The sequence below is a fragment of the Corynebacterium gallinarum genome (genome assembly GCF_014837045.1).
GTDB lineage: Bacteria > Actinomycetota > Actinomycetes > Mycobacteriales > Mycobacteriaceae > Corynebacterium > Corynebacterium gallinarum.
Genome location: NZ_JACSPR010000001.1, coordinates 541,618 through 556,454, shown reverse-complemented (window position 1 = coordinate 556,454; position 14,837 = coordinate 541,618). Strand labels below are relative to the sequence as shown.

General features: G+C 63.2%; 12 protein-coding genes. 9 read left to right on the top strand and 3 right to left on the bottom strand.

Going from position 1 to position 14,837, the window contains the following annotated elements:
* Positions 1-282: 282 nt before the first annotated feature.
* Positions 283-525 (top strand): hypothetical protein, encoded by a 243-nt coding sequence (locus tag H9627_RS02430; RefSeq protein WP_191732415.1) that lies wholly within the window; start codon positions 283-285, stop codon positions 523-525.
* 153 nt (positions 526-678) lie between these two features.
* Here the strand turns inward: H9627_RS02430 and H9627_RS02425 are convergent, their stop codons facing one another.
* On the bottom strand, positions 679-1,422 hold the full coding sequence (locus tag H9627_RS02425; protein ID WP_191732414.1) for a TetR/AcrR family transcriptional regulator: 744 nt from the start codon (positions 1,420-1,422) through the stop codon (positions 679-681).
* Positions 1,423-1,540: 118 nt separating this feature from the next.
* Here H9627_RS02425 and H9627_RS02420 point away from each other — a divergent pair, with 118 nt between their 5' ends.
* Positions 1,541-2,254 (top strand): SDR family oxidoreductase, encoded by a 714-nt coding sequence (locus tag H9627_RS02420; RefSeq protein ID WP_191732413.1) that lies wholly within the window; start codon positions 1,541-1,543, stop codon positions 2,252-2,254.
* A 9-nt stretch (positions 2,255-2,263) separates the two neighbouring features.
* Here the strand turns inward: H9627_RS02420 and H9627_RS02415 are convergent, their stop codons facing one another.
* Both H9627_RS02415 and H9627_RS02410 read right to left on the bottom strand, forming a co-directional pair.
* Positions 2,264-3,664, bottom strand: a complete 1,401-nt coding sequence (locus H9627_RS02415) for an aspartate aminotransferase family protein (protein ID WP_191732412.1) — start codon at positions 3,662-3,664, stop codon at positions 2,264-2,266.
* Between the two features lie 76 nt (positions 3,665-3,740).
* The gene (locus H9627_RS02410; protein WP_191732411.1) at positions 3,741-5,741 is read right to left on the bottom strand and encodes an FAD/NAD(P)-binding protein; all 2,001 of its coding nucleotides are present in this window, start codon (positions 5,739-5,741) and stop codon (positions 3,741-3,743) included.
* 257 nt (positions 5,742-5,998) lie between these two features.
* Between H9627_RS02410 and H9627_RS02405 the strand changes: the two genes are divergently transcribed.
* The 7 genes from H9627_RS02405 (at position 5,999) to H9627_RS02375 (ending at position 14,811) form a co-directional block, all read left to right on the top strand.
* Positions 5,999-7,696: a TIGR04028 family ABC transporter substrate-binding protein gene (locus H9627_RS02405; RefSeq protein WP_191732475.1), complete on the top strand. Its 1,698-nt coding sequence runs from the start codon at positions 5,999-6,001 to the stop codon at positions 7,694-7,696.
* A complete protein-coding gene (locus tag H9627_RS02400; protein ID WP_191732410.1) occupies positions 7,697-8,638 on the top strand; it encodes an ABC transporter permease in 942 nt (313 codons plus the stop codon).
* A gap of 3 nt (positions 8,639-8,641) precedes the next feature.
* Positions 8,642-9,523: an ABC transporter permease gene (locus H9627_RS02395; protein WP_191732409.1), complete on the top strand. Its 882-nt coding sequence runs from the start codon at positions 8,642-8,644 to the stop codon at positions 9,521-9,523.
* 5 nt (positions 9,524-9,528) lie between these two features.
* Positions 9,529-11,232 (top strand): dipeptide ABC transporter ATP-binding protein, encoded by a 1,704-nt coding sequence (locus H9627_RS02390; protein WP_225213359.1) that lies wholly within the window; start codon positions 9,529-9,531, stop codon positions 11,230-11,232.
* Between the two features lie 26 nt (positions 11,233-11,258).
* Positions 11,259-12,503, top strand: a complete 1,245-nt coding sequence (locus H9627_RS02385) for an alkylhydroperoxidase domain protein (RefSeq protein ID WP_191732408.1) — start codon at positions 11,259-11,261, stop codon at positions 12,501-12,503.
* 177 nt (positions 12,504-12,680) lie between these two features.
* Complete coding sequence (locus H9627_RS02380) at positions 12,681-13,106, top strand: hypothetical protein (RefSeq protein ID WP_191732407.1); 426 nt, start codon at positions 12,681-12,683, stop codon at positions 13,104-13,106.
* A gap of 874 nt (positions 13,107-13,980) precedes the next feature.
* The gene (locus H9627_RS02375; RefSeq protein WP_191732406.1) at positions 13,981-14,811 is read left to right on the top strand and encodes an SDR family NAD(P)-dependent oxidoreductase; all 831 of its coding nucleotides are present in this window, start codon (positions 13,981-13,983) and stop codon (positions 14,809-14,811) included.
* Positions 14,812-14,837 lie beyond the last annotated feature (26 nt).

Here is a 14,837-nt window from a genome sequence, read left to right as displayed (position 1 = left end):
GGTGGTGCGTGTGCCATACGAGTAACAGAAGATCAACGGCTTTTACTATCCAGTAGTCGAACGGATACAGATGAGCCCCGGAAGACGACATGGCACGGTGGAAAAGCTAGGGTTAGAACTACAGGAAAACCCCGTGGCTTTAGTGCCGTCGGCAGGTGAAGAGTGCGGAGCTGGCATCTCCATACTCTCAGCCTCTGATGCCGGGGCGATGAAGAAGTTTGTTGTGGAGACCGCTGGGGATGCACTCACATGTGGCAGTGGAATCTTGAAGGAAAGGGCAGTATGTCATCGACCCACAACGTCGAACGCAGGGAACCGCACTCCTCCCGGACTCAGAAGTATTTCGGTGGTCCGGGAATCGTCGTGATGTTTCTTGCAGCAGTCGTGGTCATTGGCTCCATCATCCTCGATGCAACGACGGGCATTGAGTCTTCGAAGTACATTGCCACGGTTGTCGGCATTGTCTTTTTGGGTTCTGTGGCCTGGAAAGCGTTTCGAGCAGCTCCCAAGGCCGATCAGCGATAGCTCTCCGCCGAAGCTCAAACGTTCACGGTTACCACCTCGCCCGATGCCACAAGTGATGGGCAGCATCGGGCAAGAGACGGACATCCATCTGCCGGGACGTTGCCCGTACTGTGGCCGCGAACCAACTGAACCACGCTCTACTGGTGGGAAAGCCTAAAGCTCAGTCCGTCCCTCGAGGACCTTCTCCACATAGGCGATGCGGGCCTCCACGATGTAGTTGAACAGTTCGTCAGAGGTGGTGACGGCCTCGTCGACTGCCTTCCGGGTCAGGGGCGCATCCACATCGGGTTCCTCATCCAGCCAGGGCTGGGGGATCGGCGGGAAGGTGTGCGCCCGGGTCTCTTCATCCTGCCGGTCGTAGTTGTAGTCCGCGTTGAGGGCGAAGTTGAACAGGTCTGCCATGAGCATCTCGCGGATGACCACTGCCTGTCGTAGGGTCAGGCCGATATCGACGAAGAACTGTAGGGTTTTCTCCACCAGGCCGATACCGATGGGGGAGGTCACAGAGGTGGTGATCGTTTCGTCCTGGGCAATGAGCAACAGACGGGGGTGTTTCCGGAACTGCTGACGCAGCGATCCCCACAGCTCGTGGAAGGAGTCACGCCAGTTCTCGGGGTCGAGATCAGGGATCTCGATCGCGTCGGTGAATCGTATCCAGACGCGGTCGATGATCTCCTGACGGTTGGCCACATGGTTGTATAGGGCCCTGGGGGTCACGCCCATCTCGCGGGCGAGACGGTTCATGGTGACGGCCGCGAAGCCCTCCTGGCCGGCGATGGTGAAGGTACGGTCGATGATGGAGTCGACCGTGAGGATTCGTTGCGTTGGTCGTCCCGGGCGACGACCTGTGGAACCGGTGACGGGGGATGCAACGGGCTGTGAGTTTTCGCTTGGCATGATTCAAGAGATTACGCCGTGCATACAATTAAATCCATAGGATTGAGATAATTAATATCGCAGTTCCTACAGCTACACCTGTTTTCAGGTAGAAACTATTTCTCGAGGAGTAACCATCATGAGTGAAACAGTGGCAGTGGTCACCGGGGCGACCGGTGGAATGGGCGTGGAAATTGTCCGAGATCTATCCCGTGACCATAGGGTTTATGCACTCGGTCGTAATGTCGAGGTGCTCGCCCAGCTGGAGAAGTTGGACAATGTCGTGACGGTGGAGGCAGATATGGTCTCCGATCTCCTCCGCGGTGACGGGGCTGGAATCGACGCGCTGCGCGATCTTAAGCGTGTGGATGTCCTCGTCCATGCCGCGGCGATCGCCCACAACCGGAGCGTGGAATCCGCCACGGTGCGGGACTGGCACGACCACCTGGATCTCAACGTGGTGGTGCCGGCGGAACTGACCCGCCAGCTGCTGCCGGCGGTGCGTGAGGCACAGGGGCAGATCGTGTTCATCAACTCCGGCGCGGGCACCGGCGCCCACCCGGGCAACACCATCTACTCAGCGAGCAAGCACGCCCTGCGGGGTCTGGCCGATGCGCTGCGCAGGGAGGAATCCACCGCCGGGGTACGGGTATCCACCGTCAGCCCCGGACCGACCGACACCCCCATGCTGCGTGGCCTGGTCGAGGACAAGGGAGGCGAGTACCGGCCGGAGTGGTACATCGAGCCGGTGGAGGTGGCCCGCGCGATCCGCTTTGTGGTGGATTCGGGGGAGACCACCCAGATCACCAATGTGGATGTGCGTCCACGGGTGGAACTGGCGGACCGGGGCTGATCACGGTTCCTAACGCGCCAGGGCGAAGATTTCCGCATCCACGGCGGCGGCTGCCGCGTCGATGGCCTCCAGCAGCTGCTCCAGCTGGTCCTCGGTGGTGATCAGTGGTGGTGCGATGTGGAACCGGTGGCCGGAGACCATCGGCCACACGCCGTGTTCCTTGAGGGCGGCGGCACCGGCGGCCATGGCCTCGGCACCAGCCGGGGTCTTGGTCCCGGCGTCGCTGACGAACTCCAGGGCCCAGAAGAAACCAATGCCTCGCACATCGCCCACGGAAGCGTATTTCTGCGCGGTCTCGGCCAGGCGGGGGCCGATGAGGCTTTCGCCCAGTGAGGCCACACGCTCGAAGATCTTCTCATCCTCATAGACCTTCAGTGCGGCCAGCGCCGGGGCCACAACCAGGGGATGGCCGGAGTAGGTCAGTCCACCGGAGTAGGCCTGCTGGCCGAAGGTGTCGCGGATGGCGCGGGTCATCACCACACCACCGAGTGGGGCGTAACCGGCGTTGATGCCCTTGGCGAAGGTGATCATGTCCGGCTGGACATCCGCACCGGCGTGCTCATAGGCGAAGAACTTACCGGTACGGCCCAGACCCACCATGACCTCATCGGCGATGAGCAGGATACCGTGCTGATCACACAGCTCGCGGACACCGGCGAGGTATCCGGCCGGTGGGACGATGATGCCCGAGGAACCGACGACCGGTTCGATGACGATGGCGGCGATCATGCCCGGGCCCTCGAAAGCGATGGTCTCCGCGAGGTGTGTCAGGGCGCGCTCGCACTCCTGCTCCTCGTTGTCGGCGAAGAAGGAGGAGCGGTAGAGGAACGGAGCCCAGAAGTGGTAGATGTCGCCGTCGGTGGTGGGGTTGCCCAGGCGACGGTGCTCGCCGGTGAGCATCATCGCGGATCCGGTCGCGCCGTGGTAGCTGCGGTAGGCCGACAGGATCTTGTTACGGCCGGTGTGCAGGCGGGCCATACGGATGGCGTGTTCGATGGCGTCGGCACCGCCGTTGGTGAAGAACACGTGGGAGAATTCCCCCTGCGCGCACGCGACAATCTGGTCGGCCAGTTCGGAGCGGATGTCATTGGCGAACGCCGGGTTGAGGTTGGTGATGCGACCGGCCTGGGTGCGGATTGCCTCCACCAGCGCGGGGTGGTTGTGGCCGAGGTTGGCGCTGACCAGCTGGGATCCCATGTCGATAAAGGCCCTGCCCTCATAGTCATAGAGGAGCGCACCCTCCGCGGTGGCCCACGCCTTCGGGGTGATCTTGTCCTGGGCGGACCAGGAATGGAAGACGTGTTCCTTGTCCAGTGCGGTGGTGCGGGCCTCCTCCGCGAGGGCCTCGGGAGAACCGAATTCAATAAAGTCGCCGTTGAAATTGGTGTACCCGGTGGGTGCTGTGGACATGGCTATCACTCCTGGGGGAATCGGTTGGTTGTTTGTGAGGCTGTCTGAGGCCCAACCCCCGACTCTATCCCGGCGGTTACGCCAGGCCCACCCGGCGCAGCAGATCCACCGCTGTTTTATCTGTCTCCTGCAGCATGAGGGGATCGGTGCCGGGCATGGGGGAGATGGTGGTGTCGGCCAGCTGGGCGTAGGTGGGGATGCCGATCAGCTGCACCCGTGGATCGAGGTCGCCGTTGGGGTGGACGAGCAGGCGGGTGTCGGGGTCCACCTCGGGGGAACCGGAGGGGGCTTCGGTGCCGTCGGAGGTGTAGTTGGCAAAGGGGCGCACGCGACCGTCGGCCATGAGTGCCTGGCCGAGTGGGTCACCGGGGACGCGGATGTCTGGGCTGTGCATCCAGGCGTCGATAAGCACCCGGGAGCGCAGTGGCGTGTCGCCGGTGGTGGGGGAGGTGAGCTGCCACGTGGCCGTCTTTCCTGTGTCCCGTGCCGTCTGGACGCTGACCTGTGGGCGGGCGCCGGCGAAGGTGGCCAGGCCGGCGTCGACAAGCGCGAGCAGTTCGCGGGTGCGGAACAGTGGCGGGCCGGACCCGACCATCTGGCCGATCGCCATGACGGCGGCGAAGCGGTTGCGGCGGGATTCGAAGGTGAGACGGCCCTCCGCGCCGAGGATGCTGCTGGGTTTGCGGGACGCGGAGATCGACCACAGGGCAGATTTCAGCGGGCTGTCCCACGCCAGTTCGGCGTGCCGGACGTCCTCGGCCATGCTCGCGGCGATGCGCGCGGTGACATCCTCGACGGTGCCGTTCACCCCGGCCAGGGGGTATTCCCACGCGTGCAGGTCGAAGACGTGGTCGGGGGAGGTGACGTGCGGGCGCAGCGCGGTGGGTAGCTTGTCGACGTCCACAGCATCGATCGTCTCCGTGATGGCCTCCAGCGAGGTGGCGATGGCCTCCGGGTTCACGCGGTGGAGGTTCTCGTAGTAGGCCTCGTAGGCATCACGGGCGACCGCCGGCCACACCTCGGTGTCGTAGTTGATGGAGGCGACGCCGCGGTTCTGGGCCTTGAGCGCACTGATGACAGCCTTGAGGCGGGCGAGTTTCGCGGACGGCGGCAGCGACTTGTAATCAGATTTGGGCAGGTAGGGATAGCCACGCCCGGAGGAGATGACGAAGTGGGGTTCCCGGCCGGTGGGTTCATAGCGCAGGCCGGAACGGGTGGTGGGATCCTCGTGGAAGATGCCGCCGCGGTCAATCGTGGTCAGGGCCATGATGTCGAAGAACCCCATGCCGAGTCCGCGGACCAGCACCGTCTCCCCCTCGGGGATGTCCCGGTGGTTCTGCTCCACCGGGTTGCCCGGGCGGATCCAGATGAGCTCGGGGTGCTCCTCGACGGCCTGCGCCAGGGACTGCTCCTCGGCGTTGGGGGCCGGAGTCTGCCAACCGACGGCCAGGACGGTGGCGTCGGTGGTGACCATGCTGGCATCAGAAAGGGTGATCACATCCCGGTCACCGTCCTCGCGGATGGTCACCGCGCGGGCGTGGTGCTGCTCCACCTGCACCCAGTCCGGCAGCAGGGCGAGTGCAACATCGAAAGCCCACCGCAGGTAGGCGCCGTAGAGGGCCCGCGAAGGGTTGGACTGCGGGACGGTCTGGTCGATCTCCTCACGGAAATCCTCGGCGACCTCCGGTGCCGGGGGATGGGCGCGGAAGAGCTCGATGGCCTGTTCCGGGATATCGGTGAGGGTGTCGTCGGCGTCACCACGCAGCAGACGGATCCAGTCGTACTGGGTGGGGCCCTCCACCACCGGCGCGGTGACGGTGGATCCGGGTTCGGTGAACAGGGTGACCGCACCGGCCAGGGTGTTCATGCACAGGGTCCGGGTCTGGTCGGTGCGCCAGATGTTGCCGGCGCCCATCTGGGAGTCCTCAATGAGGTGGAGGACCAGGCCGCGCTCCGGGTCTTTCTGCGCGGAGGTTGCGGTGAGCTGGGCGGCGATCCGTTCGATGACGGAGATGCCCCGCGGGCCGACACCGATGATCGCGACCTCTGCCGGGGGCGTGTGCGGGGACTGGTTCACGGGAAACTCCTGCTCAGAAAGAAATAGTGCCTGTGCTAGACAAGTTGGTCTACTGCAATAGTACCGATCAGTCTAATTATGTGTTAACTTCTAAGTCTACTCAATGAATGACGAGGAAAGTAAATGTCGAATCCAGAAGGGAAACGCCAGTGTTAGCACAGCACATGCGGGGCCGACGCCCACTGCAGGCGAATGGACTGACCGGTCGCGGAAAGCATACCGCCCGGTTCACCAAAGTGGCGGGATCAGTCGCCGCGATGGTCACCAGCCTGGCGGTCCTGGCCGGTTGTGCCACCGCACCCGCCGAGGAGGGGGAACGCAACAGCCTCACCTACCTGGAGCCCGGATTCTTCGCCACCCTCTACCCACCGTCAGCCGGTTTCTACCCCAATGGTGCCGTGGTCAACAACATCACCGACCGCCTCCTCTACCAGGACCCCGAGACACTTGAGCTCAAGCCCTGGATCGCCACCGAACTGCCGGAGATCAACGAGGACGCCACCGAGTTCACCTTCACCATCCGCACCGATGTCACCTATTCGGATGGCACCCCCCTGACGGCCGAGAACGTGGTCAAGAACTTCGATCTCTACGGCAAGGGCGACAAGGACCGCCGCCTAACCACCTCCGAGCAGATCACCAGCTATGACTACGGCGAGGTCATCGACGAGAACACCGTCCGCTTCCACTTCACCGAACCGGCACCGGGTTTCGCCCAGGCCACCAGCTCCTTCAACGCCGGCCTCTACTCCGATGCCACCCTGGACCTGAGCACCGAGGAATTCGCGCCGGGCAACGCCGTCAACATCATCGGCTCCGGGCCCTTCGTGATCACCTCTGAGACCCTTGGCACCAACCTCACCCTTACCCGCCGTGAGGATTACAACTGGGCACCACCGTCGCGTGACCACCAGGGACCGGCCAAACTCGAGGAGATCGAGTACGTCCTGGCCGCCGAGGAGTCCGTGCGCACCGGCGCGCTGGTCTCCGGGCAGGCCGACATCGCCCGCCAGATCGAGGCACCCGTGGAGGCACACCTTATCGACGAGGGCCTCAACGTGGTCTGGAACTCCACCAGTGGTGTCAACAACGGTTACTTCTTCCGCTTCAAGCACCCCCTCCTCCAGGACATCCGCGTGCGCCAGGCACTGATCCGTGGCGTGGACCGCGAGACCATCATGGATGTGCTCTTCAGCCCCTCCTACAAGCTCGCCACCTCGACCCTGGCGTCCAACGCCCTGGGTTACAAGGAGCAGGAAGGCGCCTACGACTACGACCCGGCGGAGGCCGAACGTCTGCTCGACGACGCCGGCTGGGTCATGGGTGACAGCGGCTGGCGGGAGAAGGACGGCCAGATCCTCGAACTGACCTTCAACGAGGCCGTCCCACAGCCACGCTCCCGCGAGGTGACCACCATGGTCCAGGACCAGCTGGCCGCCATTGGTGTCAAGATCAACCTCAACCCCGGTGACCACGCCACCCAGACCGCGGACTCCCTGGACATGGACAAGATCCAGGTGCGTCACTCCATGGTCGGCCGCGCCGACTACGACGTGTTGAAGTCTAAGTTCTACTCCACCAACCGCAACGCCTTCCTCAACTTCACCACCTCCGAGGACGGCACCGAGGACATCGGCGATCCGAAGCTGGAGGAGTTGCTCTTCGCCATCGCCTCCAGCCCGAAGGAGGAGGACCGTGCCGCAGCGTCTGCCGCGGCCCAGGATTACATCACCGAACAGGCCTACGCGCTGCCCCTGTTCGAGGAACCCGTCGTCTACGGCCTGCAGCCGTATGTCCAGGGTTTCGCCCCGGAGGTCATCGGCCGACCGGACTTCTACGAGACCTACCTGGATTTCTCCGTCGAGGATGACGGAACCGGTGAGGTTGAGGGAGACACCGACACCACTGACCCTGACGGAACCGCTGATGCAGCAGCCCGCAAGAAGGAGGACTAGATGACCACCGCACAGATTCTGCGTCGCATCGGTCAGGCGGTGGTGGTGCTTCTTGTCACCTTCGTCCTGGCGTTCATCCTGCTGTCCGCGCTGCCGGGTGATGCCGTCAGCGCACGGTATGCCAGCCCCGACCTCGGTCTGTCACCTGCCCAGCTGCAGGACATCCGGGAATCCTATGGTGCCGATCAACCGCTGATCGTCCAGTTCTTCCTGGCACTGGGAGGCTTCCTCACCGGTGACTTCGGGTACTCCGTCCAGTACGGCACCCCGGTGGCCACCATGATCGCCGAGGCCTTCCCCGGCACCCTCACCCTGGCCGTCCTGGCGTTCAGTCTCGCGGTGATCCTCGCACTGGGTATCGCCATCCTGGCCACCCTCGACCGGTTCGCCTGGCTGCGTGCCTTCTTCAATGCCCTGCCCCCGTTCTTCGTCTCGCTGCCCAGCTTCTGGCTCGGCATCATGCTCATCCAGGTGGTGTCCTTCCGCCTGGGGTGGGTCCCGGTCATCGGTGCCAGCACCGGCCAGGCCCTGATCCTGCCGACCATCACCCTGGCCATCCCGATCGCAGCCCCGCTGGCCCAGGTGCTCATCCGCTCCATCGAAGAGGTGAAGAACCAGCCGTTCATCGCCGCGGTGCGCGCACGTGGTGCCAGTGAGATGTGGGTCTTCTTCCGCAATGTGCTCCGCAACGCCCTGCTGCCCACCCTGACCATGGCGGGCATCCTCTTCGGCGAACTCGTCGGCGGTGCCGTGGTCACCGAGACCGTCTTCGGTCGCGCCGGCATCGGAGCCATGACGGTCAACGCCGTGGCCAACCGTGACACCCCGGTCATGCTGGCCATCGTCGTCATCGCCGCCGCCATCTACGTCCTGATCAACCTCATCGTCGACCTGCTCTACCCGGTCCTCGATGCACGTCTGCGCCACAGGGAGAGGGCATAACCCATGAGTAACGCACAGATCCCCAAGAAGCTGGTGCTCGGCAACCCGCGCACCGGTACCGCCGATGTCGCCCGGAAACGTCGCACTGCCACCAACCCGTGGACCCGCCCCGGCGCGATCCTGTCCATCGTGGTGCTGGCCCTCGCCGTTCTCATGGCGCTGATCCCGGGCCTGTTCACCTCCCAGAGCCCGTTTGATTCCCAGACCACCGCGCTGCTGGCCCCCAGTGGTGAGCACTGGTTCGGTACCGACTCGGTGGGCCGTGACCTCTACGCCCGCGTGGTCTACGGTGCGCGTGAAACCCTGCTGGGTGCGCTCATCGCGGTGCTCGTCGGCCTGATCGTGGGCACCCTGATCGGCCTGCTGGCCGGTTCGCAGCGTGGCTGGGTGGATACCCTGCTCATGCGTTTTGTGGATGTCCTGCTGTCCATCCCGGCGCTGCTGCTGTCCCTGTCGGTGATCATCCTGCTGGGATACGGCACCATGAACGCCGCCATCGCGGTCGGTGTGACCTCCGTGGCCACCTTCGCCCGCCTGGCCCGCTCCCAGGTCATCACCGTCGCGGGTTCTGATTTCGTCGAGGCCGCCTACGGTTCCGGTGGCACCCAGGTGCAGGTGCTGTTCCGCCACATCCTGCCGAACTCCCTGACCCCGGTGCTGGCCCTGGCCGCCTTGCAGTTCGGGTCCGCCATCCTGCAGCTGTCCATCCTCGGATTCCTCGGTTACGGTGCACCGCCACCGACCCCGGAGTGGGGCCTGCTCATCTCCGATGCCCGTGACTACATGGCCACCTCCTGGTGGCTGACGGTCCTGCCAGGTCTGGTTATCATCGTCGTCGTCCTGTCCGCCAACTACCTCAGCCGCATCATCCGAAAGGAGGCGTAACCCTGATGAGTACCCCACTGTCTGCCACGAACTCCGCAGCGAGCTCCCCAGGCCAACCAGCAGGTGCCACCCAACCTCTCCTCGAGATCGAGGACCTGGTCGTCTCCTACGGCACCGCCAAGGGTGTCGTGCACGCCGTGAACAACGTCAGCCTCACCGTGCACCCGGGCCAGATCACCGCCATCGTGGGTGAGTCCGGTTCCGGTAAGTCCACCACCGCGCAGGCTGTCATCGGTCTGCTGGCCGATAACGCCGAGGTGGATTCCGGCCAGATCCGTTTCCAGGGAAAGTCCCTGGTGGGTCTGACACCGCGTGAGTGGCGGGAGATCCGCGGCACCAGGATCGGTCTGATCCCGCAGGATCCTAATAACTCCCTCAACCCGGTCAAGACGATCGGTGCGTCGGTGGGGGAGGGCCTGGACATTCACCGTCGCGGAACCACGGCGGAGCGCAGGAAGCGGGTTATTGAACTGCTGGAGCGCGTGGGTATCGACAACCCCGAGGTCCGCTACGACCAGTACCCGCATGAGCTCTCGGGCGGTATGAAACAGCGTGCACTGATCGCCGCGGCCATCGCCCTGGAACCGGACCTGATCATCGCCGATGAACCCACCTCTGCCCTGGATGTCACGGTGCAGAAGATCATCCTGGATCTGCTGGAGGAGATGCAGGCCGAACTCGGTCTGGGCATCCTGTTCATCACCCATGACCTGGCTGTCGCCGGTGACCGTGCTGATCAGATCGTCGTCATGCAGCAGGGCGAGGTCCGCGAACATGGACACGCCGCATCGGTCCTCACCGACCCCCAGCACCCGTATTCCCGGCAGCTGCTGGCGGATGCGCCATCGCTGAGCATCGGTGATATCGCCACACGTGTGCCGGCCGTCGACCCCGCTGAGGCCCGTGCCAAGGGCCCGCTGCTGGTGGTGGACAACCTCCGCAAGGAATACGCCCGCGGCAAGGACGAGGTCTTCGTCGCCGTCAACGATGTCTCCTTCGAGGTCCTGCCCGGAACCACCCACGCGGTGGTCGGCGAGTCCGGTTCCGGCAAGACCACCATCGGCCGTGCGATCTCCGGGTTCAACACACCCACCTCGGGTTCCATTACCATTGCAGGCCGTGACACCACCACGCTCAACAAGACGCAGCGTCGGGAGTTCCGCCGCGAGGTGCAGCTGGTCTACCAGAACCCGTACTCCTCCCTGGACCCGCGCCAGACCATCGGTGCCACCATCGGGGAGCCGCTGCGCAACTTCACCAAGTTGTCCAAACAGGAGATCAACGCCAAGGTCGAGCACTACCTCGACCTGGTGGCACTGGATCCCAGGATGACCTCGCGTCGCCCACGTGAGCTCTCCGGTGGCCAGCGGCAGCGTGTGGCCATCGCCCGCGCCATGATCCTGGAACCCGAGCTCGTTGTCTTCGATGAGGCGGTGTCCGCCCTCGATGTCACCGTCCAGGCGCAGATCCTGCGACTGCTCGATGATCTGCAGCGGGAACTGGGGCTGACCTATGTGTTCATCTCGCATGATCTCGCGGTGGTTCGTGAGATATCCGACACTGTTTCCGTTCTGAGCCGGGGACAACAGGTTGAATACGGTCCTACGATGGATGTGTTCAACAATCCGCAGTCCGATTTCACCCGCCAGCTCATCGACGCGATCCCGGGATCCCGGTACCGTGGCGGTGACCTCAACCTCGGCCTCTAACACGCCGTTCAACAGGAGATATTTTCATGGCAGACATCATCGACATGCTTGTCGGCACCGATCTTCCACACCTGCGTGACAACCGTCCCCAGGCGCGCGACAACGCCCAGAAGAGCTTCGAGGCACTCCTCGAGCCCATCAATCCGGGCACCTTCAGTTTCGGGGAGCGTTATGCCGTGGCCACCTACGTGGCAGGCCTGCACCAGTTCACCCCCGCGGTCGAGCTCTACTCGGATCTGCTTCTCGACGACGCCCCCACCACCCTGGCCCACGCCGTCACTGACGCCATCGACGCGACCCTGTCCGCCGGACCCTACGGCACCTACCGTGAGCCGGGCCTGGCCGCCGAATCCCAGCCGGGTGGTTCCGTGCGCACCGACGCCTCGGTGCTCGGAGAGCGCCTGGCCGCTGCCTTCGATTACGCCCATCTGCTGGTGTTCCACCCGCGTGATTCCCGCCCCGAGGTGCTCGGTCGACTCTCCGAGGCCGGTTGGAGTGCGGATGACACGGTGTCACTGTCCCAACTGATCAGCTTCCTCACCTTCCAGCTGCGCGTGGCCTACGGTCTGCGCACCCTGGGTGGCGAGGACATCAAGGTCAGGATCAAGGGACGCCTCGCCGTGCCGGAGGTCGAGTGGACCCTGTCCGACAAGGGTTTCCCTATCACCACGTATGAGGACATCAACCGCCCCGAGGCGTTTGTCAACCACGCGCTCGGCTGGAAGCCCTGGGTGGAGCCGGTGGCCAAGGCAGATCTCACCGAGGAGCAGCTCGATTCTCTTATCAAGCCTGAGCGCGCCGACATGCCGTACTTCCGTCTGCTCGCCCGCGACCCCCAGGCGCTGAAGGCCCGCACCCTGACCGACCTGGATATCTTCTACAACACCGACGGTGAGGGGGTGGGGCGCGCCGAGCGTGAGATCGCCGCCACCGTTACCTCCCGGTACAACGGCTGTGTCTACTGCGCCTCCGTGCACGCCGGCCGTTCCGTCGAGGAGGCCCCGGAGCGCCTCGATGATGTCAACGCCCTCATTGACAACGGTGTCGACGCCGATCTCGGTTCCGATCAGTGGAACGTCATCCGCGACGCCGCCCGCGCCCTGACCGCCACTCCCATGGCCTTCAACCAGCAGTCTGTGGAACAACTCCGCAGCGCCGGGTTCACCGACCTGCAGATCGTCGACCTGATCAATTCGGTCGCCTTCTTCAACTGGGCCAACCGCCTCATGCTCTCCCTCGGGGAGCCCGAGGTGCCGAAGCGCTTCCTCTAAGCGCTTATCGACGCCTTAACCCCAGTCGTACCCGGTCATCCAGGGTAGGTCTGGGGTTTGGGTTTTAGCTTTTCCGAAGCCCGCATAACTGGTTAACTTCAACGGAAGGTCTCCTCCTCCGGTGGTGAGTTGTGGATAGGGATATGAGAGATCAACAATACGGAAGTGGTCGGTTATATGGATTCACCTCGACTTACCTTGCTGTTTATATCCGAAAAGGAAACCGGGGTGGAATGCTGCGTCGGATTACTCCGCGGTACCTCGCGCATAAAGAAGCTCTTAAAATCACTCGGGAGGTTGGAGGAGCACTTCCTGGAATGGGAGGAGATCACCAGCCGGGAACCGGGACTGCAAGATGCAGCGGAGGGGGAGACGGTGCATCTCGTGTTCCATGGTGCACTCACCGATCCCGGCCCGATTTCCTTCGTGTTCCCAGGCCAGTCCCTGATTCTGGCTACGCTGGATCAGGAGATGGCACACCTGTTCCTTGAGGATGAACGGGAGAGAATCAGGCCTGAATGGGTCCAGATGTGGTCAGTACCTGTTGGATGGGAGGCCCCCGGGCTGGAGGAATTTCTGGAACAGGTACACCAGGGCGGATGAGACCCCAGTGGGTGACCACGACCATAAGTAGAGTGACCGTATGCCCCTTGGCCAGAAGATTTCCGCAACGCTCGCAGTGCTTGGGCTTCTTGTTGCCTTCCAGCTCGAAGCCCCGCATTATGTGGCGTGGTTACTCGCGGTACTCTCCGTGGTTCTGATTCTGATGCCTTTCACCAGGAGTGCCCCTCCGGGTAACCGTTGAGGAGACAACTGGGTGACTTCACTTTGATGCTCATGATAACCGTGAGTGCGTTGTGCTATTTATCTGCATGTATCGGGGCGAAACTGCGTGCAGCACGGCATTATGCGTGTGTTTATATTTGTTGAGATTATCTGTAATCGGGTTTCTTGCAATGCTCTGGGGTGGGGTCTGTTCAGCCGTGAGGCTGCTGTCATGGCGGTTATCGTTCTGGTCGCGGGGGACGGGGACACTCACCAGCCGTGTGGCCAACGTGAAAGATCGCAAAATATGTCAGAACGTTACTCACCTTTAGAGCACTTTGTCTCGGTAGTGAATCAGCCCCGGGGGCTTCATCAGTAGTCCCGGCGCCCCCTCGAAAGGACAGTAACATCTGCACCCCAGCCTCGGTGCCGGGTTCCGTTATCCTCCGGCGCGCGCAGATTAACCGGATGTTTACTCAGGGCTGGGCTCAAGGTGGATGGCCGCATGTCAGTGCCCCTGGGGTAGTGGGGCCGGGGTATCTTGACCGCACGGATGTGGGACAAGTCAGTTCATGCTTTTCACAATAACCCCAGATTGGGGTGATTTGCGTACGTCTGCAGTGTCACCACCTGCATTTTCCACAGACCATTGGACACTTGTCTAGTGATTGTGTTGAATGTGTTCCACAGCACACGCACCGATGGAGGTTTCATGGTTCACAGCAATGCAGGTTCACTCAACGGTAGGGTCGCCGTGGTCACCGGAGCAGGATCGGGCATGGGCCTGGCCACGGTGAAGGCGTTCCTCGAGCAGGGCGCGTATGTCTACGCCCTCGACATCTCGCAGGACAACCTCGAGCGCGAACTCGGTTCTGAGGACAATGTCACCGTCATCGCCCTGGATATCTCCGATTCCGCAGCGGTCAATGAGGCATTCGACAAGGTCCGCGAGAACCACGGCAAGCTGCACGCCCTGGTCAATGCGGCCGGCGTGAGTGTTCCCACCCGTCGCGCGGTGGAGTGGGTCGATGACATCAACCACCGCATGGTCGAGGCCATGAAGAAGGGCGAGCCCTTCGCACCGGAGTTCCTCAGTGAGATCCCGGATGAGGACTTCGACCGTGTCATGAAGATCAACCTCTACGGCACCTTCTACACCACCCGCGCCGCAGTGCCCCTGCTCAAGGCCGCCGGTGGGGGAGCGATCACCAACTTCGCCTCCATCGCAGGTCTGGTCTCCCTGCCGATGCCCGCCTACTACCCGGCATCCAAGGCAGCGGTGGTCGGTATGACCCGCTCCAACGCCGGCGAGCTGGCACCGTTCAACATCCGCGTCAACGCCCTGGCCCCGGCGGGCATCAACACCGCCATGATGAACCAGTCCGGTGACGACCACGTCCAGGCACTGCTCTCCCTGCAGCCCCTCAAGCGTCTGGCGGAACCCGAAGAGGTCGCCCAGACCCTCGTGTTCCTCTCCTCCGACGCCGGCGCCCACTACACCGGACAGGTCTTCTCCCCGTCCGGCGGCGCGTACCTCACCTAACAACACTCACCACAAAACATCTTCAA